This window comes from Kitasatospora sp. NPDC049258 (assembly GCF_040678895.1).
GTDB lineage: Bacteria > Actinomycetota > Actinomycetes > Streptomycetales > Streptomycetaceae > Kitasatospora.
Map to the genome: position 1 here is coordinate 174,506 of NZ_JBFAQT010000002.1, position 24,762 is coordinate 199,267.

General features: G+C 74.0%; 19 protein-coding genes and 1 pseudogene. 5 read left to right on the forward strand and 15 right to left on the reverse strand.

Features of this window, described 5'->3' with window-relative positions:
• Positions 1-9 precede the first annotated feature (9 nt).
• Positions 10-1,656, forward strand: a complete 1,647-nt coding sequence (locus AB0K43_RS02660) for an amidohydrolase (RefSeq protein WP_363634994.1) — start codon at positions 10-12, stop codon at positions 1,654-1,656.
• A gap of 15 nt (positions 1,657-1,671) precedes the next feature.
• Here the strand turns inward: AB0K43_RS02660 and AB0K43_RS02665 are convergent, their stop codons facing one another.
• Entirely contained in the window at positions 1,672-3,087 is a 1,416-nt protein-coding gene (locus tag AB0K43_RS02665; RefSeq protein WP_363634996.1) for an FAD-binding oxidoreductase, read from the reverse strand.
• 168 nt (positions 3,088-3,255) lie between these two features.
• Positions 3,256-5,229 (reverse strand): galactose oxidase early set domain-containing protein, encoded by a 1,974-nt coding sequence (locus tag AB0K43_RS02670; RefSeq protein ID WP_363634998.1) that lies wholly within the window; start codon positions 5,227-5,229, stop codon positions 3,256-3,258.
• 412 nt (positions 5,230-5,641) lie between these two features.
• Between AB0K43_RS02670 and AB0K43_RS02675 the strand changes: the two genes are divergently transcribed.
• Positions 5,642-7,909, forward strand: a complete 2,268-nt coding sequence (locus AB0K43_RS02675) for a Dyp-type peroxidase (protein ID WP_363635000.1) — start codon at positions 5,642-5,644, stop codon at positions 7,907-7,909.
• Between the two features lie 1,079 nt (positions 7,910-8,988).
• On the opposite strand, the pseudogene AB0K43_RS02680 reads toward AB0K43_RS02675, so the two are convergent.
• A pseudogene (locus AB0K43_RS02680) lies at positions 8,989-9,597 on the reverse strand (substrate-binding domain-containing protein); the annotation flags it as partial.
• Positions 9,598-9,731: 134 nt separating this feature from the next.
• On the opposite strand from AB0K43_RS02680, the gene AB0K43_RS02685 reads away from it, so the two are divergent.
• Entirely contained in the window at positions 9,732-10,829 is a 1,098-nt protein-coding gene (locus AB0K43_RS02685; protein ID WP_363635002.1) for a sigma-70 family RNA polymerase sigma factor, read from the forward strand.
• Between the two features lie 4 nt (positions 10,830-10,833).
• Here AB0K43_RS02685 and AB0K43_RS02690 read toward each other — a convergent pair whose 3' ends face one another.
• The 4 genes from AB0K43_RS02690 to AB0K43_RS02705 form a co-directional block, all read right to left on the reverse strand.
• Entirely contained in the window at positions 10,834-10,989 is a 156-nt protein-coding gene (locus AB0K43_RS02690) for a hypothetical protein (protein WP_363635004.1), read from the reverse strand.
• Between the two features lie 172 nt (positions 10,990-11,161).
• On the reverse strand, positions 11,162-12,526 hold the full coding sequence (locus tag AB0K43_RS02695; RefSeq protein WP_363635006.1) for a diacylglycerol kinase family protein: 1,365 nt from the start codon (positions 12,524-12,526) through the stop codon (positions 11,162-11,164).
• A gap of 59 nt (positions 12,527-12,585) precedes the next feature.
• Positions 12,586-12,990, reverse strand: coding sequence for an SHOCT domain-containing protein (locus AB0K43_RS02700; protein WP_363635008.1), 405 nt, complete (start codon positions 12,988-12,990; stop codon positions 12,586-12,588).
• Positions 12,987-13,136, reverse strand: a complete 150-nt coding sequence (locus AB0K43_RS02705; RefSeq protein ID WP_363635010.1) for a hypothetical protein — start codon at positions 13,134-13,136, stop codon at positions 12,987-12,989. The genes AB0K43_RS02700 and AB0K43_RS02705 overlap by 4 nt, the downstream gene beginning before the upstream one ends.
• Positions 13,137-13,405: 269 nt before the next feature.
• Here AB0K43_RS02705 and AB0K43_RS02710 point away from each other — a divergent pair, with 269 nt between their 5' ends.
• Both AB0K43_RS02710 and AB0K43_RS02715 read left to right on the forward strand, forming a co-directional pair.
• Positions 13,406-14,383, forward strand: coding sequence for an SGNH/GDSL hydrolase family protein (locus AB0K43_RS02710; RefSeq protein ID WP_363635012.1), 978 nt, complete (start codon positions 13,406-13,408; stop codon positions 14,381-14,383).
• A gap of 118 nt (positions 14,384-14,501) precedes the next feature.
• Positions 14,502-15,404, forward strand: a complete 903-nt coding sequence (locus tag AB0K43_RS02715; protein WP_363635014.1) for a helix-turn-helix transcriptional regulator — start codon at positions 14,502-14,504, stop codon at positions 15,402-15,404.
• On the opposite strand, the gene AB0K43_RS02720 is transcribed toward AB0K43_RS02715, so the two are convergent.
• The 8 genes from AB0K43_RS02720 to AB0K43_RS02755 form a co-directional block, all read right to left on the reverse strand.
• The gene (locus tag AB0K43_RS02720; protein WP_363635016.1) at positions 15,370-15,738 is read right to left on the reverse strand and encodes a nuclear transport factor 2 family protein; all 369 of its coding nucleotides are present in this window, start codon (positions 15,736-15,738) and stop codon (positions 15,370-15,372) included. The genes AB0K43_RS02715 and AB0K43_RS02720 overlap by 35 nt on opposite strands.
• 179 nt (positions 15,739-15,917) lie before the next feature.
• On the reverse strand, positions 15,918-17,381 hold the full coding sequence (locus tag AB0K43_RS02725; protein WP_363635018.1) for an APC family permease: 1,464 nt from the start codon (positions 17,379-17,381) through the stop codon (positions 15,918-15,920).
• Between the two features lie 181 nt (positions 17,382-17,562).
• Positions 17,563-18,762, reverse strand: a complete 1,200-nt coding sequence (locus AB0K43_RS02730; protein ID WP_363635020.1) for a VWA domain-containing protein — start codon at positions 18,760-18,762, stop codon at positions 17,563-17,565.
• Positions 18,755-19,708, reverse strand: a complete 954-nt coding sequence (locus tag AB0K43_RS02735; RefSeq protein ID WP_363635022.1) for a MoxR family ATPase — start codon at positions 19,706-19,708, stop codon at positions 18,755-18,757. Before AB0K43_RS02735 ends, AB0K43_RS02730 begins: the two co-directional genes overlap by 8 nt.
• Positions 19,709-19,721: 13 nt before the next feature.
• Positions 19,722-20,747, reverse strand: a complete 1,026-nt coding sequence (locus AB0K43_RS02740) for an XdhC family protein (protein WP_363635024.1) — start codon at positions 20,745-20,747, stop codon at positions 19,722-19,724.
• A complete protein-coding gene (locus AB0K43_RS02745; protein WP_363635026.1) occupies positions 20,744-23,140 on the reverse strand; it encodes an aerobic carbon-monoxide dehydrogenase large subunit in 2,397 nt (798 codons plus the stop codon). The genes AB0K43_RS02740 and AB0K43_RS02745 overlap by 4 nt, the downstream gene beginning before the upstream one ends.
• On the reverse strand, positions 23,137-23,631 hold the full coding sequence (locus AB0K43_RS02750; protein ID WP_363635028.1) for a (2Fe-2S)-binding protein: 495 nt from the start codon (positions 23,629-23,631) through the stop codon (positions 23,137-23,139). Before AB0K43_RS02750 ends, AB0K43_RS02745 begins: the two co-directional genes overlap by 4 nt.
• 2 nt (positions 23,632-23,633) lie before the next feature.
• Positions 23,634-24,536, reverse strand: coding sequence for a xanthine dehydrogenase family protein subunit M (locus AB0K43_RS02755; protein WP_363635030.1), 903 nt, complete (start codon positions 24,534-24,536; stop codon positions 23,634-23,636).
• Positions 24,537-24,762: the final 226 nt, after the last annotated feature.

A 24,762-nucleotide genomic window follows, 5' to 3' on the forward strand; every position in this document is an offset into this window, starting at 1 on the left:
GGACCAGACATGCCCCAGCCCCCCGCCGACCTGCTGATCCGGGCAGCGGCCGTGCACACCCTCGTCCCCGGTGCACCGATCCAGGCGGCCGTCGCCGTCACGGGCGACCGCATCACCGCCCTTGCCCCCGATCCGGCGGGCCTGGACGGGCTGATCGGTGCGCACACCGCCGTCGTGGACGCGCCGGACGCCACCGTGCTGCCGGCGTTCGACGACACCCACACCCACCTCATCTTCGCCGCCTACAGCGTCCACGACGTGCCCGTGCACCAGGCCCGGACCATCCCCGAGTTCCTCGACCTGATCCGCCGCCGCGCCGCCGTCACCCCACCCGGCGAGTGGATCCGGACCACCACCAACTGGCAGGAGCTCAACCTCCGCGAACGGCGGATGCCCACCCTCGCCGAGCTCGACGCGGCCACCACCGAGCACCCGGTGCTGGTCAAGCGCGGCGGCCACAACGACCTCCTCAACTCGCACGCGCTGCGCCTCGCCGGTATCACCGCCGAGACCCCCGAGCCGCCCGGCGGCCACATCCTCCGCGACCGCGACGGCCGGCCGACCGGGCGGCTGGTCGACACCGCCATCGCCCTGGTCGAGCGGCTCCTGCCCCGCCCGGACCTGGCCTCCCGGATCGACGGGCTGCGGGCGGCCTCCCGGGACTACGCGGCCACCGGCATCGGCACGGTGCGTGACTGCATGGTCCCGATCGAGGACCTCGACGTGCTGCGGGCCGCGCACCTCGCGGGTGCGCTGAGCGTCCGGGTGCGGGCCCTGGTGTCGGGGTTCGGGGTGCGGACCGCCGCCGACGCCGAGGACCTGCTGGACCGGATGGAGCCGTGGCGCGAGCGCGGCGACCCCTGGCTGCGGGTCTGGGGTGTGAAGTTCGGCATCGACGGCGGCATCGAGGCCGGTGCGCTGGAGCAGCCGTACGCCGACCGCGACTGCTACCACGGCCTGCTGCTGTGGGAGCCCGACGTGCTGGTGGAGGCCGTCGACCGGGTGGTCCGGCGCGGCTGGCGGGTGGGCGTGCACGCCTGGGGCGACCGCGGGCTGCGCATCCTGCTCGACATCTACGAGCAGGTGCTCGCCCGCCACCCCGGCCTGCCGCCCGGCACCCTGGTGATCGAGCACGGCGGCCTGGCCACCCCCGAGCAGCGGGCCCGTGCGATCCGGCTCGGCATCCCGGTGACCGTCCAGCACCCGCTGCTGCACGACGCCGCGGCCCCGCAGATCCAGGCCTGGGGCGAGCACCGCGTCCGCGACCTGTTCCCGCTGCGCGAGTGGATCGACGAGGGCGCGCTGATCACCGCCGGATCCGACTTCCCGGTCGGCCCGTACGGCGCGATGACCTCCGTGTGGGGGATGACGACCCGGCAGACCGCGGTCGGCGTCCAGGGCCCCGAGCATGCCATCGGCCGCGCGGAGGCCATCGCCCTGCACACCACCGACGCGGCACGGCTGCTCGGCGAGGAGGGGCAGCGCGGCGCCCTCGCGGTCGGCGCCCTGGCGGACCTGACGGTGTGGCCCGAGTCCCCGTACGGCTGCGCCGTCGACGCGCTGGCCGCGCTGCGCCCGACCCTCACCCTGGTCGGCGGCCGCGCCGTGCACGACCCGGCCGGCCTGGCCGGCGGCGCCCGCCCGCGCACCGGGTGAGCCCGGCGGCGGCGATCAGGCCGGCGGGATGTTGAGGTTGAGCCGGAAGGTGTTGTCCGGGTCGTACCGGGCCTTGATCGCCTGGAGACGGGCGTAGTCGGCGGGCGGGTAGGCCGACCTGACCCGGCCGGCCGCGGCATCGGCGCCGACCAGGAAGTTCACGCACAACTCCGGTACGGCCCACGGGGCGAGGGCGTCCACCAACCGCTGCTGCGCCGCGTCGACCACCGTCGGCGCGGCGCCCGGGGGGAGCGCCGAGGTCAGGTAGACGTTGAACTCGGCCTCGGGGTAGTGGCCGGCGGCGCACGGCGCGGCCGGCGGCCGGGCGAGGGCCCCTGCCAGGTGGCGCAGCTCCACGCCGTACGGGGCGTCGGCGTCCGGTCCGGCCAGATCGATGATCGCGTCGATGGCGGCCGGATCCGGGCGACGCACCATCAGCGTCCGGCTGACGCCGTGGAGCGGCTCGGTCGGGTCGCCGTGGATCGTCCCCGTCTCGGTGAGGGCGACCGGGCCGATGGTGTCCAGGAGCAGGCGGCCGGTTTCCCGCAGGGGCGCGAAGTGGCGCTCCCCCTCCCTGGCCCCGCCCAGGAACGCCAGCCGGACGTGGGCGATGTGGCGCCCCGCCAGGGCCGGCGGCAGCGCGGGGGAGTCCGGGAACCGCATCAGCAGGACCGAGGAGGCCACCTCGTCGGGCAGCTGCGCCGTCCGGGCGAGGTAGCCCTCCAGCACGTCGCGCGCGGTGGCGCCGTCGAAGTACAGCCCGCCGCCGTAGATCTCCGGCACGGGGAACAGCCGGACCTCGACGGAGGTGACGATGCCCAGGTTGTCCTTGCTGCCGCGGACGGCCCAGAACAGATCGGGGTGCCGGTCGGCGGACACCTGGAGGAGCCTGCCGTCCGCCGTGACCAGGTCGAAGGCGACGACGTGGGCCGAGCCCGTGCCGTACCGCCGCGACAGCAGGCCAAGACCGCCGCCGAGCAGGTAGGAGACGGCGCCGACGGCGGGAGCGGCGCCGCTCGGCGGCACCAGGCCGTGCACGGCGCTCTCGTGGATGACCCGCTCCCACGGCGTGCCGGCCTCGATGCGGGCGGTCCTGGCGAGGGGGTCGACGCGCACGCCGGTCATCCTCCGGGTGCTGACGAGCACCCCGCCGTCCATCGGGGCGGACGGCCCGTGGCCGGTGGCCAGCACCGCCACCGGCATCCGCCGGGCGGCGGCGAACCGGACCGCCGCGATGACGTCCGCGGTGCCGCGGGCGCCGACGATCACCTCGGGCCGGCGCTCCACGCCGAGCTCGAAGCCCGAGCGCTCCTCGTCGTAGCCGTCCTCGCCGGCCAGCAGGACCGGGCCGAGCACCGCCGCCCGGAGCGCCGCCGGCGTGGCGGGCGGCGGCCCGGTGGAGCTGTGAGCGCCTGCACTGTCGGTGGTCATCGGTCACCTCACCTCCGGTGACACCGGAGCGGGCCGGTGCACCGGCCAAATCTATCGTCGGTGCGGCGCGGCCGCCCCTTCGAAACCGCGGGCCGGGGCCCTGCGGCTGTCCACCGGCGGGCCCTCCACCCCTGGCCGGGTGGAGGGCCCGCGGGCGTGCGGGGGAGGTCAGTTGTCGGCGCCGGTCTGGCCGCCGGTCTGGCCGCCCGAGGCGGGCTTGAGCTGGACCCAGCCGGCCGTGCTGGGCACGCCTTCCTCGTTGAGCAGGAAGAGCATGTAGTAGCCGGGCGGGGCCGCGGCGGCGGACGGGGGCGCCTGCAGTTCCAGGAAGCTGCCGCTGCGGCTCTTGATCCGCAGGTCGAGGTGGCGCTGGCTGGTGTTGACCGAGTGGGTGGCGGTGGTCGGCGCCAGCAGGACCGCGCGGGTGACCTCGGTGGCGGTGCTGCTGCTGACCGTGATCTTCTCGTTGTAGCCGACGGTCGGGTTGAAGACGGTGCCGAGGTTCGGCCGGTTGCCCTGCTGGAGGTAGGCGGGCTCGTAGATCTCGATGCTGCCGTTCATGTCGTCCGTGATGTCGGGGTCGTTGGCGAGCTGCTGGAGCTCGTCGCCGGTCACCATGACCCGGCCGTCCGGCAGCACCACCGCGTTGGAGTGGTAGCCGCGCGGCAGCCGCTGGACGGGGCCGAGCCGCCAGTTCCCGTTCTGGTCGCGCGTCTCGGTCTGCCGGTACTTGAGATCGGCGTTGGGGTTCTTGTCGCCGTTGCCGTAGTCGCGGATGTCGAAGGAGCCGTTGACCGTGAGCAGGGTGGCGTCCGGCATCAGCAGGGTGTCGTCCTGGGTACGGCCGAAGGCGCGGGGCTTCTCGGTGCTCCACCTGCCGCCGACCAGCTGGTACGTGTTCGGGTCGTCCCGGTTGCCGCCGAGGATCAGCACCGAGTCGGGGCCCTTGAAGCCGGCGGGCAGCGGCACGGCGGAGCCGTAGTTGCGCTTCATGTTGTCCGGCCGGGCCGGCAGGTCGCTCCTGGTCTCGGTGGTGATGTCGAACAGCCACTGCTGTTCGGGCGAGCGGCCGAGGCCGTAGATCTTGCCGTCGCGCAGCGAGAACAGGTGCGGGTAGTCCCACGTGAACGGTGCGTCGGCCTTGAACCTGTCCACCGCGTACCCCTGCGGCCGGTCCGTCTTGAGGAAGGGCACCGGGATGTTCTTGGCGGGGAAGCGCTCGACGATCGGGGTGGGGGTGCCCCAGCCCAGCTCGGACTGGCCGGACATGATCAGCTGCCGTCCGTCCGCGCCGGTGACCACCGAGGGGTACCACCGCCCGACCGCCATGTCCTTGTTCTGGTACCAGACTTCCTGCCAGGGGTCGAAGACCAGGGACAGCTTGGCGCCGGTGCCGCCGTTGCCGCCGAGGTTGCCGCCGAAGACCCCCAGCATCCCGTTGGGCAGGAAGGAGTGGCCGGCGCAGAAGAACGGCGCGGGCCGGGGCTCGTTCTTCCCGTCCGGCATGTTGACCACCGGGGGAGTCACCTTGGTGAAGGAGCCAGGGCCGGTGCCCTTCGCCGGGTCCCAGAGGAAGGCGCGGCCGGCGTTCTCCTTGCCGATGGTGTCGGTCGGCGCGGGCTCCTTCTGGGGGTTGGTCTCGATCCGCTCGAAGGAGAACAGCAGCACCTTGCCGGTGGGCAGCATCGCGATGTGGGCGGCGAAGTCGGGGGACTGGAAGTACTCCCGGAACCTGCCGAACTCCGCGGGGTCGAAGCCGGCGTTGGCAGCCGCCTGGGAGGAGGCGAGCGCGTTCAGGCGCTCGGTCCTGGTGGTCTGCGGGTACTCTCCGACACCCTGCAGGGCCATCCTGGTCCGGGCGTGCTCCTCGGCGTGCTCCTTCCCGAGCGCCGCGGCCTCGTCCGGGTCGACCCGGACCGGTTCGGTCATCTTCGGTGCGAGCTCCGGCGCGGCGGCCGAAGGGGTGTCACCGTGGCCGCCGTGCTGCCCGAGGGCGGCCACCGGCGCGGCGGTGGCGAGCAGTGTGGTGGCGGTCGCGGCGGAGACGGCACAGGCTGCGACGGCGAGCAGCATCCTCCGGGAGGCGTGGGCCCTCCGGGTCGGCGGCTGCCCGCCGGGCACGGGCGGATTCCTGCGGGACATGGAACTCCTTGGGAACGGGAGGATCAGGAGGTGCGGGGGCGGTGGCGGAGTGCCTGGGACCGCGCCGGTCACCGGACCCGATGCGGGACGGATCGTATACGTTCGGTGACGACACTCAGTGTCCGTGGCCGGGTGTCCGTTGTCGCGGTGGCGCGCGCAGCCGGGTGAGCCTGCGTCAGGCGAATCGGTCAACGCCCTTCGTTCGCGGGGGTTTCCGGCGGGGGGTCGGTCGGCCGGGCGGGCTAACCCGCGATTCCGGCCTGGTAATGTTCGAGTACATACCATAATCTCCTGATCACCCTCCGCATTCGCGGGCCGGGTGCCCGGCTGCCCTGCCCGCGAGCCCGCGGGGCGCCGCCCGGCGTGCTCTCCGGGCCGCCTGGCGATCCCGGCCGACCCCTCTGGAGAAGACATGCCGAACGACCTGAAGCTGCGTGAGAGCGACGACATCCAAGGTGATGTGATCGCGGGTTTCAAGAAGGACCAATCGACGCTGCTGTTCCTCAAGTTCGAGGACGCCGCACGGGCCCGGACCTGGGTGAAACGCCTGGCCCCCCGGATCTCCACCACCAGACAGGTGGCCGCCTTCAACAGCGCCTTCCGCCGGGCCAGGAACAGCTCGGGCGGTGACGACCCGCAGTCGCTGAAGGCCACCTGGATCAACGTCAGCTTCACCTACGAGGGCCTGAAGGTCCTGACCGGCAAGGAGCCGCTGCCCTCGGTGCGGCCCGGCGGCACCTTCGAGGCGTTCAAGCAGGGCTCGGACAAGCGCTCCCTGGGCGACACCGGCGACAGTTCCCCGGAGAACTGGCTCTTCGGCGACGGCAAGGGCCAGACCGTCCACGCGGTGGTCACCGTCGCCTCCGACACCGTGGCGGACCTGCACGCCGCCGTCACCGAGCAGCGCGAAGCCGCGGCCCAGGCCAAGGTCGTGATCGTCTTCCAGCAGAACGGCGCCACCCTGCCGGGCAGCCGTCGGGGCAAGGAGCACTTCGGCTTCAAGGACGGCGTCAGCGAGCCGGGCGTGCTCGGCTACGACGAGCCGGACCCGCAGAAGCCCGAGTACGTCAGGGGCAAGCCCGGCACCCGGTTGATCCCGGCCGGCGAGTTCCTGCTCGGCCACGACCGGATCGGCGGGATCACCTACGACACGCCGCCGGACTGGGCCGTCAACGGCAGCTTCCACGTGGTCCGCCGGCTCGCCCAGGACGTACCGAGCTGGTGGGCGCAGGTCGCGGTCCAGTTGAAGGTCCTCAAGAAGGCCAAGGTGGTGCCGGACGAAGCCACCGGCGAGTGGCTGGCCGCCCGGCTGGTCGGCCGCTGGCGTTCGGGCACGCCGGTCGCCACCTGCCCGAACGCCGACATGCCGTCCAACGCGCTCTCGGCCGACGACAACGACTTCGGCTACCGCAACGACCCGGAGGGGTTCATCACCCCGCTCTTCTCGCACCTGCGCAAGACCAACCCCCGGGACGGCCTGCTCGAAGCCCCCGGCGCCGAACCGCTGCCCGAGAAGCCGGTGATGGACCGCCGCAGGATCATGCGGCGCGGGTCCCCGTACGGCGCGCCGTTCGACCCCGCCTCGGAGGGCCCGGGCGGGCCGGACTCCGCGCGCGGGCTGCTCTTCGTCTCCTACCAGTCCGACCTGGTCGAGCAGTTCGAGTTCATCCAGAAGGCCTGGATCAACAACCCCGACTTCCCGCCCGGCCGCGGGAGGAAGCCCGGCCCCGACCCGATGGTCGGCCCGACCGGCAAGGTCGCCTTCGAGTCACCGGGGGCCACCACCGAGCTGAGCTTCAGCCAGTTCGTCACCACCGAGGGGTCGGTGTACGCCTTCGCGCCCTCGCTCACCACGCTGCGGCACCTCGGCGACGGGCGGCTCACCGACCAGCTCCCGAGCACCGTCCGGCCGACCGACGCCTTCCTGCCGATCCCGGACATGCAGCGGGAGAAGGGCAAGAGCTGGTACTGGGCCTACGGGACCGGCGGCGACGGGGCGGTGTGCCGGACCATCTCCATCGCCGACGGCAACGAGCACAACGATCTGGTCGAGCGGCCCGACCGGCCGCTGACCACCTGGCCGTGCTACGACGGCGTGTCGAAGGTGGACGCGATCCTGCCCGTCCCGGACGAGCAGCGGGTCAACGGCAGGAGCCGGTACTGGCTGTTCCACAGCACCGAGGGCCGGCAGGTCTACCGGCTGATCTCGATCGCGGACCGCGCGGAGCAGGGGCTCGACCCCGCCGCCGCGGCCGCCCTGGACCGGCCCGACCGACCGATCTCCGCCTGGGCCTCGTTCGGCGGGATCGTGCAGGTGGACGCCTTCCTGCCGGTGCCGGACATGCAGCGGGTGAACGGGAAGAGCTACTACTGGCTGTTCCACACCCTGCTCGGGCAGCAGGTCTACCGGCTGGTCTCGATCGCGGACGGCAGCGCCCACAACGACGTCATCGAGCGCGGTGACCGCTCGCTGAGCCTCTGGCAGTCGCTGGCCGGCATCCCGAAGATCGATGAGTTCCTGGCCGTGCCGGACATGCAGCGGATCAACGGCCTGAGCCTGTTCTGGGTCTTCCACCAGGACAGGTACCGCATCATCTCGATCGCCGACGGCGCCGCGCACAGCGACCAGGTCGCGGTCGACGCCCGGCCGCTGACGCTCTGGCGGTCGCTGACCGCCTGACGGCCACGGAGCGGGCCCGGCCGGGCGGGGCGCGGCGGGTGGAGCCAGGTGTGTAACGAACCGGCAAAGTCCCGGGATGGGGCGGGTGGCCGGGCGCTCCTCCATCGCACACCGGCCCACTCATGAGGAGCACCCGTGGCAGAGCCTGATTCCGCGTCGACCCAGTCCTTCGGCGAGGAGACCGGCCGAGGCACCCGGGATCCGCGCGACAGCGGGCCGATCGAACCCTCGGCCGTGTTCACCCGGGCGGAAGCCGCCCTCCTGGGGCCCCCGCCCACCGGCATCGAACCGGGCCGCGCCGCGGCTCGCCCGGCGCGGACCGACCCCCGGCAGGAGCGGCTGGACATCCGCCGGCGCGCCGACGCGCTGGACGCCGCGGAGCGGATCCGCCGCAATCTGGCGGCCCTCATGCAGGCGCCCCTCGAAGCGGACCGGGCGAGGGAGTCGGCAGGGCCGGCCGATGGTGACCGCGTCCCGGTGCCCACTTCCGAGGCTCCCGGGCCTGCCGGGCCTGCCGGGCTGCGACGGGTGCGACGGGTGCGACGGGCCACCTTGTGGGTGTTGGCCGTGGGAGTCGTCGCCGTCGCCACGGCGGTGGGCGTGCCCCGGGCCGCCGACCGGCACCTGGCGCCGCCCACGCCGCCGAGGCCGGACTCCGCCGTGCGGGACCGCCTGCCGGCCGACCCCCTGCCCGACACCGCGCAGAGCCCGGCGCCCGAGAGGCTCTCGACCGCAAGGGCCTCGGCCGTGCCACGCTCCCCGGCAGTCCTGCCCGCTTCCGGCACGTCCGCCGGGCCGACCGGCTCGGACGCTCCGATCCCCGGCGCCGGCCTCTCCCCGTCACCCGGCGCCACGCCGACTCCTGTCCCCACCCACCACGTGTCCCCGCACCCGCCGAGCGGTTCGGCCGCCCCGTCCCCGTCCCCGTCCGCGTCGGATGGCACCACCGGGCCGCGCCCGTCGGACAGCGGGGCGGACACCGGGACGGCCTCGCCGTCCGTCGGCACCTCGCCCGGTTCCGGTCGCCCCGATCCGCCGGATTCCTGAGCGACCTCTGCGGCCCGGGGGCGGCGGCCGGGCTACTGCGGGGCGAGGCCGTTGGCCCACACTGCCGGGTCGTCGACGTTGTCCCGCGTGACGAGCGGCGCGGGCAGTTGGTCCTCCAGGCCGTTGGGCAGAACGACGATCTCCGAACCGTGGTCGGTCGGGCCCGGGGTGAAGTGATGGCCGGCCGCGCCCTCGCGCGCGTAGTAGAGCGCGTACCTGGCGTAGAGGTCGGCGGGCTGGGAGACGGTCGCGTCGATCTCTCCGGCGCGGATCGCGGCGAACTCGCGCGGGCTACCGTCGTTCGAGACGACGACCACGTGGCCGGGCTGCCCGGCCGGCCTGAGCAGCCCCTTCTCGCGCAGGACCGCGAGTGTGGGCTCCAGGAAGACGCCGCCGGCCTGGAGGTAGAGGCCCTTCACGTCCGGCTCCCGGGTCAGTGCGGCCCGCAGCTCCCGCCCGGCGACGTCCGCCTTCCAGTCGGTCACCAGCGCAATGACCTTGATCGCCGGGAACCTGGTCCGCATGCAGTAGGCGAAGGCCTCGGAGCGCTCGTAGCCGTTGATCGACTGCAGGTAGCCCTGCAGCTCGACGACCTTCCCCTTCCCTCCGAGCTTCGCGCCCAGGTGCTCGCAGGCCTTGCTGCGGGGTGGATCGGGATGGTGGGCAGGGCGGGCGGCGCAGGCTGCGGCTGGTCCTGCTGCCGCCCGTCGACCTCCTGATCTCCTGGCTCCTGCTGTCACGCCCGCACTGACACCCGTGCGACCAGGAGAGACCTATGAGCGGATCAACACAGCGCGTGAGCGCGGCGCTGCGGGACGTGGCGGCGAAGGCCCGTCCCGCCGAACGTGCCGCGGGCAGCAGACGACGGCCCAGAAGACCGGAGCAGGTGGTGCCCGCCGCACCCCCGCACGCCGGGGACCTGCCGGACCCCCAGCTCGAGACCCGGTCCGACGCCGAACTGACGGCGGACGTGCGCCGGGAGGGCGACGGTGGGGCGGCGCTGGCCGAGTTGTACCGCCGCCACCATCGTGCGGTGCTGGCGTACGCCCGGGCCTGCTGCCGCGACCCGCACACGGCCGCGGACCTCGCAGCCGAGGGCTTCGCCCGGACGATCCGGGCCGTGCGTTCGGGCAGCGGCCCTCAGGACGCCTGGCGGCCCTATCTTCTGACCGTGGTCCGCCGCGCCGCCGCCGACTGGGCCCAGACCTCCCGCCGGATCGAACTGGTCCCGGACTTCGATCGCTGGCTCGCCGACACCGCGAACGCGGACGGTGGGGAGGCACAATCGGCGGCTGCCCGTCCTGCTGCTGCCCTGGGGCGCCGCGGCGTACCTCGCCGCGCGGAAGGCGACGGGCGGAGCGTTGTCCGCGCGTGCGGCCGGGTTCGCCGCCCGGTCGACGGGCACGGTGCCGCGCGCGGCGGTCGCGGCTGCGGCGGGCACGGCCGTGGCGGTCGGTCTCGGCGTCTTCGTCCTGCTGCCCGGCGCGCCGCCGCCGGTGGCGCCGTTCTCGGTCGGGTCGGCTCCGGCCCCGCTCGCGTCCATGACCCCGCTGTCGGCACCTTGGGCAGCGCGGCCGTGGGGCCGAGCCCGTCGGGCGCCCGCCCGTCGTCCGCGCGGCCCGGCTCCGCCACCTCGTCCGGCCCGACCGCACCGGACGGGTCGCCGACGCCGTCCGCGACCCCCCGGGTGCCCGGTGCCGAGCCGCCGCAGCTCCTGGGACGGCCCGAGCCCGCTCAGACCGCCCTGGTCACCTCGTGGTCGGCCTGGGAGTCGATGTGGCTCCTGGCGGCTTCGGCCGCGGCCGCCGCGCGCCAGCTCGTCCCGTCCCGCTGCGCGGTGACGCGGTACCGCCTGACGGTCAGCAGCAGTTGATCGGTCAGTTCCCCGAGGGTCCGATATCCGCCGGCCTCGGCCAGCTGCTGGTGGAACCGGGCGTTGAGCTCAGGCAGTTGGTCGACGGCCCGCTGTCGTAGACGAGATCGGCCTTGCTCTTCACCGTGGGCAGTCGCTCCGCCCAGTTCTTCTGTCCCATCCGTGCATGGTATGCGATATCTCCTGGCGCCCCGGGCTCGAGTCACCAGCTGATCGCCGCGCAGGTCCGGCGCGGGCGATCCCCTCTGTCGACCGGAGATCTCGGCACGGCGGACCCTGGGGTCGACTTGGGCCCGGTTGCGCCGTTCGGGTGAGTGGATCGGCGGCTTCGCTCACGAGGCCCGGGCCCCGGCGGTCCGCTCCTCGGGCGGCGGGCCCGACCGGCCGAAGGCCAGCGTGACGACATCGCGCCAGTGCATGGGGGGAGCGGCCGCCGGAGCCCCGGGGCGCAGCCTCGGGACCAGCACCCGCAGCGCGCCGGGGCGCACGGAGCAGGTGACCGGGGTGGGCATGGTGAGGGCCTCGCCGTCCACGGCGACCGGGATCCGCTCCGCGTCCGAGCCGACGACGATCCGGCGGGAGGTCAGCACGAACAGACCCGTCGCCCTGGCACCGCGGAAGGCGACCTCCGCCGCCTGGGCCGCGTTGCCCACCCGGATCCCGAACGCCCCCAGCACGCCGAGGTCCAGCCGGGACCGGTGGCCGCCGGCGGCCATCGGCTCGGGGGCGGCGTAGGGATTGTTGCTGACCAGCAGGGCCTGCAGGGACTCCAGCCGCACCTCGTCCAGCGCCGCGTCGAGCGGGTGCCCGGTGTACCCGAGCAGGAGGTCGGGAAGGGCGTTCAGCGCGGTGCCGGCCTTGGCGTCCCGGTACTCCGGACGCTGCACGATGTCCGCGTAGACGCCGAACGAGGCCGTGTTGACGAAGGCGTGGCCGCCCACCATGCCCAGGTCGATCCGGAGCTCCTCCCCGTCGGTGAGCGCGTCCAGGCAGCGGGTCGGGTCCTCGCGGTCCAGGCCGAGGTCCATGGCGAAGTGGTTCCTGGTGCCAGCGGAGATCACCAGGAACGGCAGGTCGTGCTCGGCCGCCACCTCGGCCACCCGGGCCTGGGTGCCGTCACCGCCCGCCACCCCGAGCAGGTCCGCGCCCTCGGCCACCGCCGTCCGGGCGAGCGCGGCGACATCCGTCCGGACGGCCGGGTCCAGCAGGACGACGCGGGCGCCCAGTGCCTCGGCCTTCTCGACCAGGCCGAACCGGCCGACCTTGCCGCCGCCGGACTTCGGGTTCATGATCAGCACCGGCTGCCGGGGGCGGGTGCCGGCGACCGCCCGCATGCCCCGGGGTGGTCGCACCGCGCGCAGCGCCGACCGCGCGCATGCCGCGGCGGCCGCCCACAGCGCGATGGCGGCCAGTGCCGCCGGCCACACGTCCGCCCGGGCGTAGATGACCAGGACGGCCACCGGCACGGCCACCAGGAGCAGTGCCCCGGCGAGGCGCACCGCTCCGCGATGGGCCAGCATCCACCAGGTGCCCATGGCCGCGAGTGCCGCGGCGATCACCCCGACCACCAGGACGAGCAGACCGCCGGGGCCGCTCGCGGCCACCAGCGCCACCACCGCGCCCAGCGCGAAGGCCAACGCCAGCCGGGCCCACAGCCGGGCGCGCGCCCGGCGGTCGGACGGGTGTGACCGTGCCATCGTCCTCACCTCCTCCGGCCGGTCCGCTCCCGGCCGGTCCGCCGCCCCGCTCGGCCGGGTCAGGCCAGGATCTTGGCCTTGGCCTTGGCGTACTCCTCGTCGGAGATGTGGCCCGACTTGCGCAGTTCGGTGAGTTTGGCCAGCTCGTCGGCGGTGGAGCCCTCGCCGGTGCTGCCCGCGCTCTCGCGCACGTACGCCCGGAACTGCTCGTCGCGCTTCTGCGCCTTGGTCAGTTCACGCTCGCCCATGCCGCGCCCGCGGACGATCAGGTAGACGAACACCCCGAGGAACGGCAACAGGATCAGGAAGATGGCCCAGCCGGCCTTGGCCCAGCCACTCTGCGAGTCGTCGTGGAAGAGGTCGATGAGGATCCGGAAGAGCAGCATGAACCAGAGGATCCACAGGAAGAACCAGAGCATGGTCCAGAAGATGCTCAGCAGCGGGTAGTCGTACGCGAGGTTCATGGCGCTGATCTCCAGTCCCGGACCGGCTCGGGCCGGTCCGATGCATGGGTGAGGGTGAGGCCGAGGTTCGGGTCGGCATCGGAGCCGGTGGCGAGGTGCCGGTCGGCGGGCCGGGCCCGGCCGGGGCACCCGGCGTGCGTACTCATGACCTCATGCTGCGCGCGGGGCCGGGCTCCCGCATCCGATCGGCGGCCGACCAGTGGGCCGCCGTGCACCGGGAATTCCGCTCCGGAGCGTTTCGGAATTGCCTTCGACGCGCGGCGGAGCGAAATTCGGCAATTCACCTGATGGTCTTTCGGAAATGTGCGCGCGATGCATGGACGGGCCTGAAACCCGACAGTAACTTACCTGCCAGTAGTAGCTGTGGCTCGGCTCGCACAAACCCCACCCGTTCCCTCGCCCCCAGGAGGAACCCGTGCTCCGCCATGCCCGGAAACACCGCACGACCCGTGGATTCCACCGGACGGCCGGTGGAATCCGCCGGAAATCCACCCTGCTCGGCGCGGCCGCGCTGGGCGCGGCGCTCGCGCTGACCCCCGTCTGCGCGCAGGCCGCCACCTCCGCCCCCCACCACTACGTGGCTCTCGGTGACTCGTACGCCGCCGGTGCCGGCGTGCCGGGCCAGTCGGCCGGCCTGTGCCTGCGCTCCGACCACAACTACGGCCACCTGGTGGCGTCCGCCCTGCGGGCCGGCGCGTACACCGACGTCACCTGCTCTGCCGCCAAGGTGAGCGCGATGACGCAGGCCCAGTACCCGGACCTGCCGTCGGGCAACGCCCCGCAGCTGGACGCCGTCACCGCCGACACCGACCTGGTGACCATCGGCATCGGCGGCAACGACCTCGGGGTCGGCCCGCTCGGCATCGCCGAGGTGATCGCCGCCTGCGTCGGCGGCGCGGTGGCCAACCCGCTGGGCACGCCCTGCCGGGACATCTACCACCACGGCCACTGGGAGTGGTCCGGCTGGTCCGGCTGGTCCTGGCAGTACGGGAGCGATGACCTCCTCGACCGGATCGACGGCGCGGCGCCGCGGCTCGCGGACGTGCTGAACCGCGTCCACGCCAAGGCGCCCGGTGCCCGCGTGCTGGTGGTGGGCTACCCGTCCGTGCTCCCGGCCGACGGTTCGACCTGCGTCCTGGAGCAGCCGATCACCCCGGGCGATGTGGAGTACCTGCACGGCATCCTCGGCAGGCTCAACGCCATGCTCAGGTCCACCGCCGCCGCCAACGGTGCCGGCTACGTGGACACCGCGACCCCGAGCGCGCGTCACGACATCTGCTCGGACGACCGCTGGATCGAGGGCGCGCTGCCGGGCTCCCCGTCCGTCCCGTTCCACCCGAACGCCACCGGCGAGAAGGCGATGGCGGACGCCGTCCTCGCCGCCCTGCGGTGATCCCGCCTCCCCTCGGGATCCGAAGCCGGTCCATGCTCGGGCGGACGGCGACGCGGAGCGGCGGGCGGGAACCGCCGCACCGCATCGCCAACCGGGCCGGCAGGATAGGTTCGTGGCCATGACGACTGCCAGCGCCGCACCGGTCGACGGGCCCGCCGTGGGGACGCTGCTCAGGGGCTGGCGCGAGCGCCGGCGGATCAGCCAGCTGGAACTGGCGCTCAAGGCCGACAGCTCGGCCCGGCACATCAGCTTCGTCGAGACCGGTCGGTCCAGGCCCAGCCGGGCCATGGTGCTCCGGCTGGCCGAGCACCTCGACGTCCCGGTCCGGGAGCGCAACACGCTGCTGGTGGCGGCCGGTTACGCGCCGGCGTTCACCGAGACACCGCTGCGGGACCCGGCGATGGTGACCCTGCGGACCGGGCTGGAGCGCCTGCTGGCGGCCCATGAGCCCAACCCCGCCCTGGTGTTGGACGGCGGCTACGACGTGGTCACCGCCAACCGGGCCGTCGGGTTCCTGCTCGACGGCGTCGCCGAACACCTGCTCCGCCCGCCGATGAACGCCATCCGGCTCACCCTGCATCCCCAGGGCCTGGCGCCGCGCATCCACAACCTCCGGGAGTGGCGGGCGCACCTGCTGGAGCGGATGCGGACCCAGCTGGCGATGCGCCCCGGCGCGGCGCTGCGGCGGTTGTACGAGGAAGCCGCCGCCTTCCCGCTCCCGACCGGGCGAGCGGATGGGCGAGCGGCCGGGCGGCCGGACGGCGGCTCCGACGCAGGCTCCGCAGCCGAGCACCCGGCCGAGCTGTACCCCTACGCGCTGCCGCTCAGGATCGAGGCGGGCGGCCGGCTGCTGTCCTTCCTCTCCACCGTCACCACCTTCAACAGCCCGATGGACGTGACCGTCTCCGAGCTGGCGGTGGAGACCTTCCTGCCCGCCGACGCGCCGACGGCCGAGGCCCTGCGCCGGCTCGCCGGGCACCGAGACCTCAGGCCGCCGGGAGCCGGTCCAGGAAGCCGCTGACCGAGCTGATCCGGCCGTCCTCGGCGAGGGTGATCACGTCGAACCCGGCGACGGGCGCCGAGCCGTCCGCCACGGAGACCAGCTCCCAGCCGAAGCGCACCAGGTCGTGGTGCCCGTCCGGGCTGCCGTGCGGGCGGAAGGCGAAGCCCGGGAACTGCTGCCGGGCGCCGTCGATCACGGCCACCAGGCCGTCGTGGCCCCGCACGGCGGCCAGCGGGTCGGTGTAGCCGGCGTCCTCGGTGAAGGCCGCGGCCACCGCCTCGGCCAGCTGCTCGGCACTCTCGGCGTTCCAGGCGGCGAAGTAGCGCTGCACGGCCTCGTCGTACGCGGTCATGGTGGGTCCCCTCGTCTGATCGGGCGTCACCGGGCCCGGGAGGGCCGGTGAACCGCTTCGGTACGACCACCCTCGCGCACCGCGCCGAGGGGGTCGATTACCGCCGGGGTAATGGCGCCCGGTCGCCGGCGGTGGTGCCGGCGGTGGTCGTGCTCGGCACCGCGCCGCACCCGGCGGCGTCAGTCGAAGGCACCGGGATCCCCCGGCTCGCTCTCCAGGGCCTCGCGGCGGACCTTCAGCAGGACCATGAAGAAGAGCCCTCCGGCGAGCAGCAGGCCGACCACGATCAGCACGGAGACGAGGGCGTCCGGCGGCGTCACCAGGACGAACAGCGCGACCAGGGTCCACACCAGCGCGCAGAGCGCGACCGGCAGTTCGAGGCGCCCGAGGTCGAAGGCGCCCTTCCTGCGGTCCAGGCGGCCGCGCACGGCCAGGTAGAGCACGATCGTGGCGCCGTAGATGACGGCCGGCAGGATCGTCGAGGCGGTGATCAGCTTCAGCAGGGCGGCGCCCGGCAGCGCGACCATCAGGAGCAGCCCCAGGGCGAGGACCAGGACGGTCGCGGGGATCGGCGTCCGGGTACGGGGGTTGACCCGTCGCATCAGCCGGTGTGCGGGGAACCGGGAGTCGCGCGCCATCGCGAAGACCAGCCGCGAGCACGCCACCAGCACCACGATGCCGGCGCCGAAGAACGCGAAGGTGATCGCGACCAGCAGGGCGCGCTCCGTGGCGGCGCCGAGGTGGTCCCGCATGATCGCGGCGACCGGTGAGCCGTCGGCGCTGATCCGGGGGACGTCCTCGATCGCGACGGTGAGCGAGATCAGGAAGAGCAGGCCCAGCAGGCCGGCCGCCACCACCGATCCCACGATCGCGCGCGGGACGGTGCGGTAGGGGTCCTTGGCCTCCTCGGCCAGGTTGGCCGCGGAGTCGAAGCCGACCAGGGTGGCCAGGCCCATGATCATCCCGAGCATCAGCCCGCCGCCGACGGCGAAGTACTCGGGGTCGCCCTCGGTCACGCCGCGGGAGAGGAGATTGCCGGCCGCACCGTCGCCCGTGACACCCACGGCGATGGCCAGCGCGACCGCGACCACCACCACGAGTGCCAGTTCCAGCCCCACCGCGACGGTGTTGATCACGCTGACGAGCCGGGTCGAGGCCACCGCGAGCACGGTCTGCACCAGCAGCACCACGAGCGTGATCGACCGCGCGGTGCCCTCGTCCGGGGCGAGCCCGGCCAGGGGCATGAACGCCTGGCTCGCGAGTGCGTTGTCGATCGCCACCACGGCGATCGCCAGGTAGCAGAAGGTCAGCCAGCCGAACCACCAGCCGATCCGCGGGTTGCCCAGCCGCGAGGCCCACTGGTAGGAGGACCCGCTGAGCGGGATCCGGGCGGCGAACTGCGCGACCACCAGCGCCACCAGGGTCTGCCCCACGGCCGCGACGACCCAGAGCCAGATGCCGACCGGCCCGGCGGTCGTCAGCACCTCGTCGTAGGTCGCGAAGATGCCGACCGCCACCGAGATGAACGCGAAGGAGATCGCGAACACCTGGAAGGAGCCGAGCGTGCGCTGCAGCTCCTGCCGGTAGCCGCCGAGCTCGACGGAACTCTCGTCGTCCTGTGCGTCCGTCGGAGCCTCGGCCACCTCGGCCACCTCGCCTTCGTCGGCCCTGCCCGATCCGGTGCGAGGCAGGTGCCTGCTCAGTGTCCCGGTTCGACGGCTCATGTCGGCTTTGTTCCGGATCCGACGCGGCCGGGACGGTGCGCACCTCGGCGCGTCCGGGGTGTCCGGGGTGTCCGGACGCCGGGGCGGCGCTGCGGCCGGCTCACTCGGCGATGGCGTCGAAGACCTCGGTCATCGCCGCGAGCGTGTGACCGCTCACGAAGGCGTCGCAGTGCGGCAGGGCCGCCGCGATACCGCCGGCCAGCGGGGCGTAGCCGGGGGCGGCCTTGCGCGGGTTGACCCAGACCACACGGTGGGCCAGCCGGCCGAGGCGGGCGGTCTCGCGGCCCACCGCTGCGGGGTCCGCACCCTCCCAGCCGTCGGAGAAGATCACCACCACCGCGCCGCGGGCCATCCCGCGTCGGCCGAACCGGTTGGTGAACTCCGCCAGCGACCGCCCGATCAGGGTGCCCCCGGACCAGTCGGGCGCGGCGCGTCCGGCCCGGCGCAGGGCGACGTCCGGCGTGGTGTGCCGCAGCACCGGGGTGAGCCGGGTGAGCCGGGTCGCGAAGACGAAGATCTCGACCGCCAGCCCGCCGCCGGCCGGCGAGCAGAGCCGGGAGAAGAACCGCAGGTAGACCCGGGTGTACGGCTCCATCGAGCCGGAGATGTCGCAGAGCAGCACCAGCGGCCGGCGCCGGAGCCGACCGTGCGAGCGGGCCAGCCGGACGGCCTCCCCGCCGGTCCGCAGGCTGCGCCGCAGGCTCCGGCGCAGATCGATCCGGCGGCCCCCCGGATCGGCCTCCCGGCGCCGGGTGCGGCGCAGCGGGACCTTGATCGCGAGGCCGGCCAGCAGCCGGTCCAGCTCCGCCAGCTCGCCGGCACCGAACCGCCCGAAATCCTGGTGCGCCAGCGACTCGGTGGTGCTGCCGGCGAGCCGCAGGACGCCGCTGCCGGTACGGTGCCCGGCGCGGTCCTCGCCGGCCTCCGGGCGCGCGCTACCGCCGGCGAGCGGCGCCGCCGAGCGGCGCGGCGGCGCCGGGGTGGGTGCGGCCGGGGCGGGCGGACCTGGTTCCAGGCCGGGCAGCGGCGGGTTGCCGGGGGAGCCGCGGCGGTCGGCCGGGTCGCTCGCCCCACCGAAGACCAGGCCGAAGACCCGGTCGAACCCTTCGAGCTGGGCCCGCCCGGTGACGAACACCAGCCGGGCCGTCCAGTAGAGCGTGGGCCGGTCCACCGGCGGCAGCAGGCGCAGTGCGTCCAGGAACCGGGCCGAGCGCTCGGGCGTGACCGGCAGGCCGGCCCGGTGCAGCGCCGCGCCGAACCGGGCGGCGAACGCGGCCGGGTCGAAGAGCGGTTCAACCATCGGGTGCGCCGACCAGCCAGGCCAGACCGCGGTCGCGGACCAGGTCGTGGTCCTCCCGGTACTTGACCAGGACGCCGAGGGTGCGCTCCGCGGCGTCCTGGTCCAGCTGTTCGACGCCGAGCAGGGTGAGCGCGGACACCCAGTCGATGCTCTCGGCGATCCCGGGCGGCTTCTGGATCTCCAGCGTGCGCAGCCGCCGGACGGCTGCCGCCACCTCGGCCGCCAGCGCGGGCGTGGTGCCGGGGACCCGGCGGCGCACGATCTCGATCACCCGCTCGGTGTCGGGGTAGTCGATCCAGTGGTAGAGGCAGCGGCGCTTGAGCGCGTCGTGCAGGTCGCGGGTGCGGTTGGAGGTCAGTACGACCACCGGGGGGACGGCGGCGCGCACCGTGCCGAGCTCGGGGATGGTGACGCCGGCCTCCGCCAGCACCTCGAGCAGGAAGGCCTCGAAGTCGTCGTCGGCCCGGTCGATCTCGTCGATCAGCAGGACCGCGGGGGTCGGGCCGGGGTGGGTGAGCGCGGCGAGCACGGGGCGGCGCAGCAGGAAGGCGTCGGAGAACAGGTCGGCCTCCTCCAGCGCCGTCCCGCGGCTCTCGGCGAGCCGGATGCTCAGCAGCTGGCGCGGGTAGTTCCACTCGTACAGGGCCTCCGCCGCGTCCAGCCCGTCGTAGCACTGCAGGCGGATCAGCGGGCTGCCGAGCACGGTGGCGAGCGCGCGGGCCGCCTCGGTCTTGCCCACGCCCGGCTCGCCCTCCAGCAGCAGCGGCTGGGGCAGCCGCAGGGCGAGGTAGAGCGCGGTGGTCAGGCCGGTGTCGGTGAGGTAGCCGGTGGCGTCCAGGGCGGCGCGCAGGGTGGGGGGATCCGGCACGGCGAGCGCGACGGCCCGGCGGGCGGCGTCGGCCGGCGACGGCCGGACGTCCTCGGTCACGGCGGCCTCCTCGGTCACGGCGCCTCCTCGGTCACGTGGCCCGCTCGGGCTCGGCGGCCCGGGCGGCAGCCGACTCGAACCGGTCGCGGCAGCCGGCCGAGCAGAACCAGTGGCGGTGGCCGCCGGCGTCCGAGTACGGCGTGTCGGCGACCACGGCCACGGTCATCCCGCAGATCGGGTCGAGGGCCTCGCCCGGTTCGGCGGCCGGCCCCGAACCGCGCGGCGGGTCGGCCGGGTCGGCCGGCGCGGGCGCCGGTTCGCTGTGCACCGCGACGGCGTGCCGGGAGGCCACCAGCTCGGCCAGGATCGACACCGCGATCTCCCCGGGCGTCCGGGCACCGATCCACAGCCCCGCCGGGGTGTGGATCCGGCCGCGCTCCTCGGGGCCGAGGTCCAGACCGGCCAGCACCGCCGCGCCGCGCCGGCCGCTGGCGACGAGTGCCACGTACGGGACCTCGGCCCGGGCCGCGGCGGTCAGCAGCGCCTCCTCGTCCCGGCCGTGCGAGGCGACCACCACGGCCGCGACCCCGTCGAGGGCCCCCGGCGCGGACTCCGGCGACGCGAACTCCGGTGCCGCGGCGGCCCGCACCTCGTACCCGAGGCCGGCGCCCAGGGCGAGCAGGCTGCGACCGATGGGAGTGTCACCGAGGACCAGCACCACGGGCGGTGGGCGCTGCGGCTCCAGGAAGATCTCCAACTCCCCGCCGGACAGGCAGGGGTTGGCCACCACCAGGGTGCCCTCCCGCGGCCCCTCCCCCGTCCGCGCCCCGGCCGCCGCCTCCCGGTCGGACCCGGCGACCGCCCCGGCGGCCTGCGGCGAGATCCGCAGCAGCAGCGACTCCCCGCTGCGCAGCAGCCGCAGCGCCTGCAGCCGTACCGTGGCCTCGGCGCAGACCCCGCCGACGAACCCCTCGATCCGGCCGTCCTCCAGCACCAGCGCGGTGTCCCCCGGGTGTGCGCTGGTGGGGTGCAGCGCGCGCACCACGGTCGCCTTGACGAACGGCACCTGACCGGCACTCAGCTCGGCCATCCGCTGCTCCAGGGCGCCGGTGCTCACTGCGGGGCCTCCACACCCCCGTGCATCGCCTGCCAGACCCGCCCGGGGGTGAGCGGCATGTCGGCGTGCCGGACCCCGATCGCGTCCAGCACCGCGTTGACCACCGCGGGGGGCGAACCGACCGTCGCGGACTCGCCGATGCCCTTGGCGCCGATCGGGTGGTGCGGCGAGGGGGTGACGGTGTGGTCCAGCTCCCAGGCGGGGGCCTCCAGCGCGGTCGGCAGCAGGTAGTCCATGAACGACCCGGACAGGCAGTTGCCGTCCTCGTCGAAGCTGATGAGCTCCATCAGCGCCATGCCGATCCCGTCGGCGAGGCCGCCGTGCACCTGCCCCTCGATGATCATCGGATTGATCCGGGTGCCGCAGTCGTCCACCGCGATGAACCGGCGCACCTTCACCTCGCCGGTGCCCGGGTCGACGTCCACCACGCACACGTACGCGCCGTACGGGTAGGTCAGGTTGGGCGGGTTGTAGACCGTGGTGGCCTCCAGGTGGCCCTCCACGCCCTCGGGCAGCGTCAGCGACCCGTGCGCGGCGAGCGCGATCTCCTGGATCGTCCTGGTGGCGGAGGGGTCGCCCTTGACGAACCAGCGGCCCTTCTCCCACTCCAGGTCGTCGGGCGCCACCTCCATCATCGCGCCGGCGATGATCCGCGCCTTGTCGCGCACCTTGCGGGCGACCACCGCCGCCGCGGCGCCGGAGACCGGAGTCGAGCGGCTGCCGTAGGTGCCGAGCCCGAACGGCGTCTGGTCGGTGTCGCCGTGCACCACCTCGATGTCCTCCGGCGGGATGCCCAGCTCCTCGGCGACGATCTGCGCGAACGTCGTCTCGTGGCCCTGCCCCTGGCTCTGCACGCTCAGGCGCACCACCGCCTTGCCGGTCGGATGGACCCGCAGCTCGCACCCGTCGGCCATGCCCAGGCCGAGGATGTCCATGTCCTTGCGCGGGCCGGCGCCCACCGTCTCGGTGAAGAACGACAGGCCGATGCCCATCAGTTCGCCGCGGGCCCGCCGCTCCGCCTGCTCCCGGCGCAGCGCCTCGTAGCCGGCCCGGTCCAGCGCCTTGCGCAGGCAGCCGGGGTAGTCGCCCGAGTCGTACTCCCAGCCGGTCTTGTTCCGGTACGGGAACTGCTCCGGACGCAGCAGGTTCTTCATCCTCAACTCGGCCGGATCGGTGCCGAGTTCGTCGGCCAGGCAGTCCACCATCCGCTCGATCAGGTAGACCGCCTCGGTGACCCGGAACGAGCAGGCGTAGGCGACCCCGCCGGGTGCCTTGTTGGTGTAGACCCCGGTGACCTCGCAGTGGGCCGCCTCGATGTCGTACGAGCCGGTGAAGATGTGGAAGAAGCCGGCCGGGTACTTGGTGGGCTGGGCGGTCGCGTTGAACGCGCCGTGGTCGGCGAGTACCTTGACCCGGACGGCGAGGATCCGGCCGTCCCGGGTCGCGGCGATCTCACCGCGCATGTGGTAGTCGCGGGCGAAGGAGGTGCTGGTCAGGTTCTCGGAGCGGTCCTCCACCCACTTCACCGGCTTGCGGGTGAGGATCGAGCCCACCACCGCGCACACGTAGCCCGGGTAGATGCCGACCTTGTTCCCGAACCCGCCGCCGATGTCGGGGGAGATCACCCGGATCTTGTGCTCCGGCAGGCCCGCGACCATCGCGTAGAGCGTGCGGTGGGCGTGCGGTGCCTGGGTGGTCTCCCAGAGCGTCAGCTTGCCGTCGACCGGATCCATGTCCGCCACGCAGCCACAGGTCTCCAGCGGCGCGGGGTGCACCCGCGGGTAGAGCATCTCCTGGGCGACCACCACCTCGGCGCGCGCGAACACCTCGTCGGTGGCGGCCCGGTCGCCCGCCTCCCAGTCGAAGATGTGGTTGTCGGTACGGCCCTCCTGGTCGTCGCGGATCACCGGGGCGTCGGCGTCCAGCGCGTGGCGGGCGTTGATCACCGGGGGCAGCGGCTCGTACTCGACGTCGATCAGCTCGATCGCGTCCCGGGCCGCGTAGTGGTCCTCGGCCACCACGAACGCGACCTCCTGCCCCTGGAAGCGCACCTTGTCGGTGGCCAGCACCGCCTGGGTGTCCATCGACAGGGTGGGCATCCAGGCCAGGCCCAGGCCCGCCAGCGTCGCGCCGGTGATCACCGCCCGGACCTTGGGGTGCGACTCGGCCGCCGAGGTGTCGATCGAGACGATCCGCGCGTGCGCGAACGGGCTGCGCAGCACCGCGCCGTGCAGCATTCCGGGCAGCTGCACGTCGTCCACGTAGTGGCCCTTGCCGCGGACGAACCGCGGGTCCTCCTTGCGGTGCAGCCGCCCGTACCCGATCGGGCGCTCCGGCTGCTCCTCGGGCTCCCGGTGCTCCTGCGCCGGCGCGGTCTCCTGGGCGGTGCTCACGGCGTGCTCCCCACGGGCCGGGCGGCCTCGGCCGCCGGGTGCTCCGCGGCCCACCGCACCGCGCGGACGATGTTGAGGTAGCCGGTGCAGCGGCAGAGCTGGCCGGAGATCGCCTCGCGGATCTCCTGCTCGGACGGATCGGGGTTGCGGTCCAGCAGCGCCCGGGCGGTGAGCATCATGCCCGGCGTGCAGAAGCCGCACTGCAACCCGTGCTGCTCGATGAACCCCTGCTGGACCGGATCGAGGCCGTCGGCGCCCTCCAGATCCTCCACGGTGCGCACCCGGTGCCCGGCGGCCATCGCCGCCAGCACGGTGCAGCTCTTGACCGGCTCGCCGTCGAACAGCACCACGCAGGTGCCGCAGTTGCTGGTGTCGCAGCCCCAGTGGGTGCCGGTGAGGCCGAGGTCGTCCCGCAGGAAGCGCACCAGCAGGTGCCGGGCCTCCACCTCGGCGGTCCGGTCCTCACCGTTGACGTTGATGGTGACCTCCATCGTCACGCCTCCTCTCCCTCGGACCGGGCGGCTCGCACGGCCCGGTCGGCCCGTTCGGCGGCCAGCAGCAGCGCCCGCCGGGTGAGTTCGCCGACCAGGTGCCGCTTGTACTCGGCGCTGCCCCGGCCGTCGGTCTGCGGATCGCAGTCCTGGGCGGCGATCCGCCCGGCCTCGGTGAAGACCTGCTCGGTCGGCTCCCGGCCGACCAGCGCCTGCTCGGCCCGCCGGTACCCGACCAGCGAGGTGCCGACCGCGGCGAGCCCGATCCCGGCCCAGCCGATCCGCCCCTCGGCCAGCGACAGCGCGGCGCCCGCCGCCGCGACCGCCCAGTCCCCGGACTTGCGCTCGACCTTCCGGTAGGCGCTGCCCGCGCCCGGTCGCACCGGCACCCGGACCTCGACCAGCATCTCGCCGGCCCCCACGGCGGTCTCGTACGGGCCGCGGTAGAACTCCTCGATCGGCACCGAGCGCCGCCCGCCCGGCCCGAGCACCACGGCCACCGCGCGCACGGCCGCGCAGACCGCGGAGAGGTCCTCCGCCGGATCGGCCTGGCAGAGCGAGCCGCCGATGGTGCCGCGGTTGCGCACCGGCGGGTCGGCGATCACCCGCTCGGCGTCGTGGAAGATCGGGAAGAGGCGGCCGACCAGCTCGGACTCCAGCAGGCTGCGGTGCCGGGTCAGCGCGCCGATCCGCAGCTCACCGCCCTCCAGCCGAAGGTAGTCCAGCTCCGCGAGGTCGTTGATGTCGACCAGGAACTCCGGACGGGCCAGCCGCAGCTTCATCATCGGCAGCAGGCTGTGCCCCCCGGCGATGACCCGGGCCTCCTCCCCGAACCCCTCCAACAGCGCGAGCGCGTCGTCCACGCTCCGCGCGCGCCGGTACTCGAATGACGCGGGAACCTGCACGGCAGCCTCCTGACCGGTCACGGGCCACGGCCACCACGGTCACGGCCCTTGCGCCGCCCCGGCCGGTACGGCCCGGCGGTGCGCCCGAGGCGGACGGTACGGCCGAGGGTCGCCCGCCGGACACCGGTGGTCAACGGCGACTGAAGGGAATGGTTAAGACGAGGCCGCCGCTGACTCCAGTGGGCCCCGCGAGGGCACGGCCGGGCGGGCGACCGCGGGAGGCGGC

What these genes read in the sequence shown, in the direction of transcription:
- AB0K43_RS02675 (WP_363635000.1), top strand. Translation starts at nt 5,642, where the DNA reads ATGCCGAACGACCTGAAGCTGCGTGAGAGCGACGACATCCAAGGTGAT.
- AB0K43_RS02750 (WP_363635028.1), bottom strand. Translation starts at nt 23,631, where the DNA reads ATGGAGGTCACCATCAACGTCAACGGTGAGGACCGGACCGCCGAGGTG.
- AB0K43_RS02670 (WP_363634998.1), bottom strand. Translation starts at nt 5,229, where the DNA reads ATGTCCCGCAGGAATCCGCCCGTGCCCGGCGGGCAGCCGCCGACCCGG.
- AB0K43_RS02720 (WP_363635016.1), bottom strand. Translation starts at nt 15,738, where the DNA reads ATGACCGCGTACGACGAGGCCGTGCAGCGCTACTTCGCCGCCTGGAAC.
- AB0K43_RS02705 (WP_363635010.1), bottom strand. Translation starts at nt 13,136, where the DNA reads ATGAGTACGCACGCCGGGTGCCCCGGCCGGGCCCGGCCCGCCGACCGG.
- AB0K43_RS02685 (WP_363635002.1), top strand. Translation starts at nt 9,732, where the DNA reads ATGAGCGGATCAACACAGCGCGTGAGCGCGGCGCTGCGGGACGTGGCG.
- AB0K43_RS02665 (WP_363634996.1), bottom strand. Translation starts at nt 3,087, where the DNA reads ATGACCACCGACAGTGCAGGCGCTCACAGCTCCACCGGGCCGCCGCCC.
- AB0K43_RS02700 (WP_363635008.1), bottom strand. Translation starts at nt 12,990, where the DNA reads ATGAACCTCGCGTACGACTACCCGCTGCTGAGCATCTTCTGGACCATG.
- AB0K43_RS02660 (WP_363634994.1), top strand. Translation starts at nt 10, where the DNA reads ATGCCCCAGCCCCCCGCCGACCTGCTGATCCGGGCAGCGGCCGTGCAC.
- AB0K43_RS02695 (WP_363635006.1), bottom strand. Translation starts at nt 12,526, where the DNA reads ATGGCACGGTCACACCCGTCCGACCGCCGGGCGCGCGCCCGGCTGTGG.
- AB0K43_RS02715 (WP_363635014.1), top strand. Translation starts at nt 14,502, where the DNA reads ATGACGACTGCCAGCGCCGCACCGGTCGACGGGCCCGCCGTGGGGACG.
- AB0K43_RS02730 (WP_363635020.1), bottom strand. Translation starts at nt 18,762, where the DNA reads ATGGTTGAACCGCTCTTCGACCCGGCCGCGTTCGCCGCCCGGTTCGGC.
- AB0K43_RS02690 (WP_363635004.1), bottom strand. Translation starts at nt 10,989, where the DNA reads ATGGGACAGAAGAACTGGGCGGAGCGACTGCCCACGGTGAAGAGCAAG.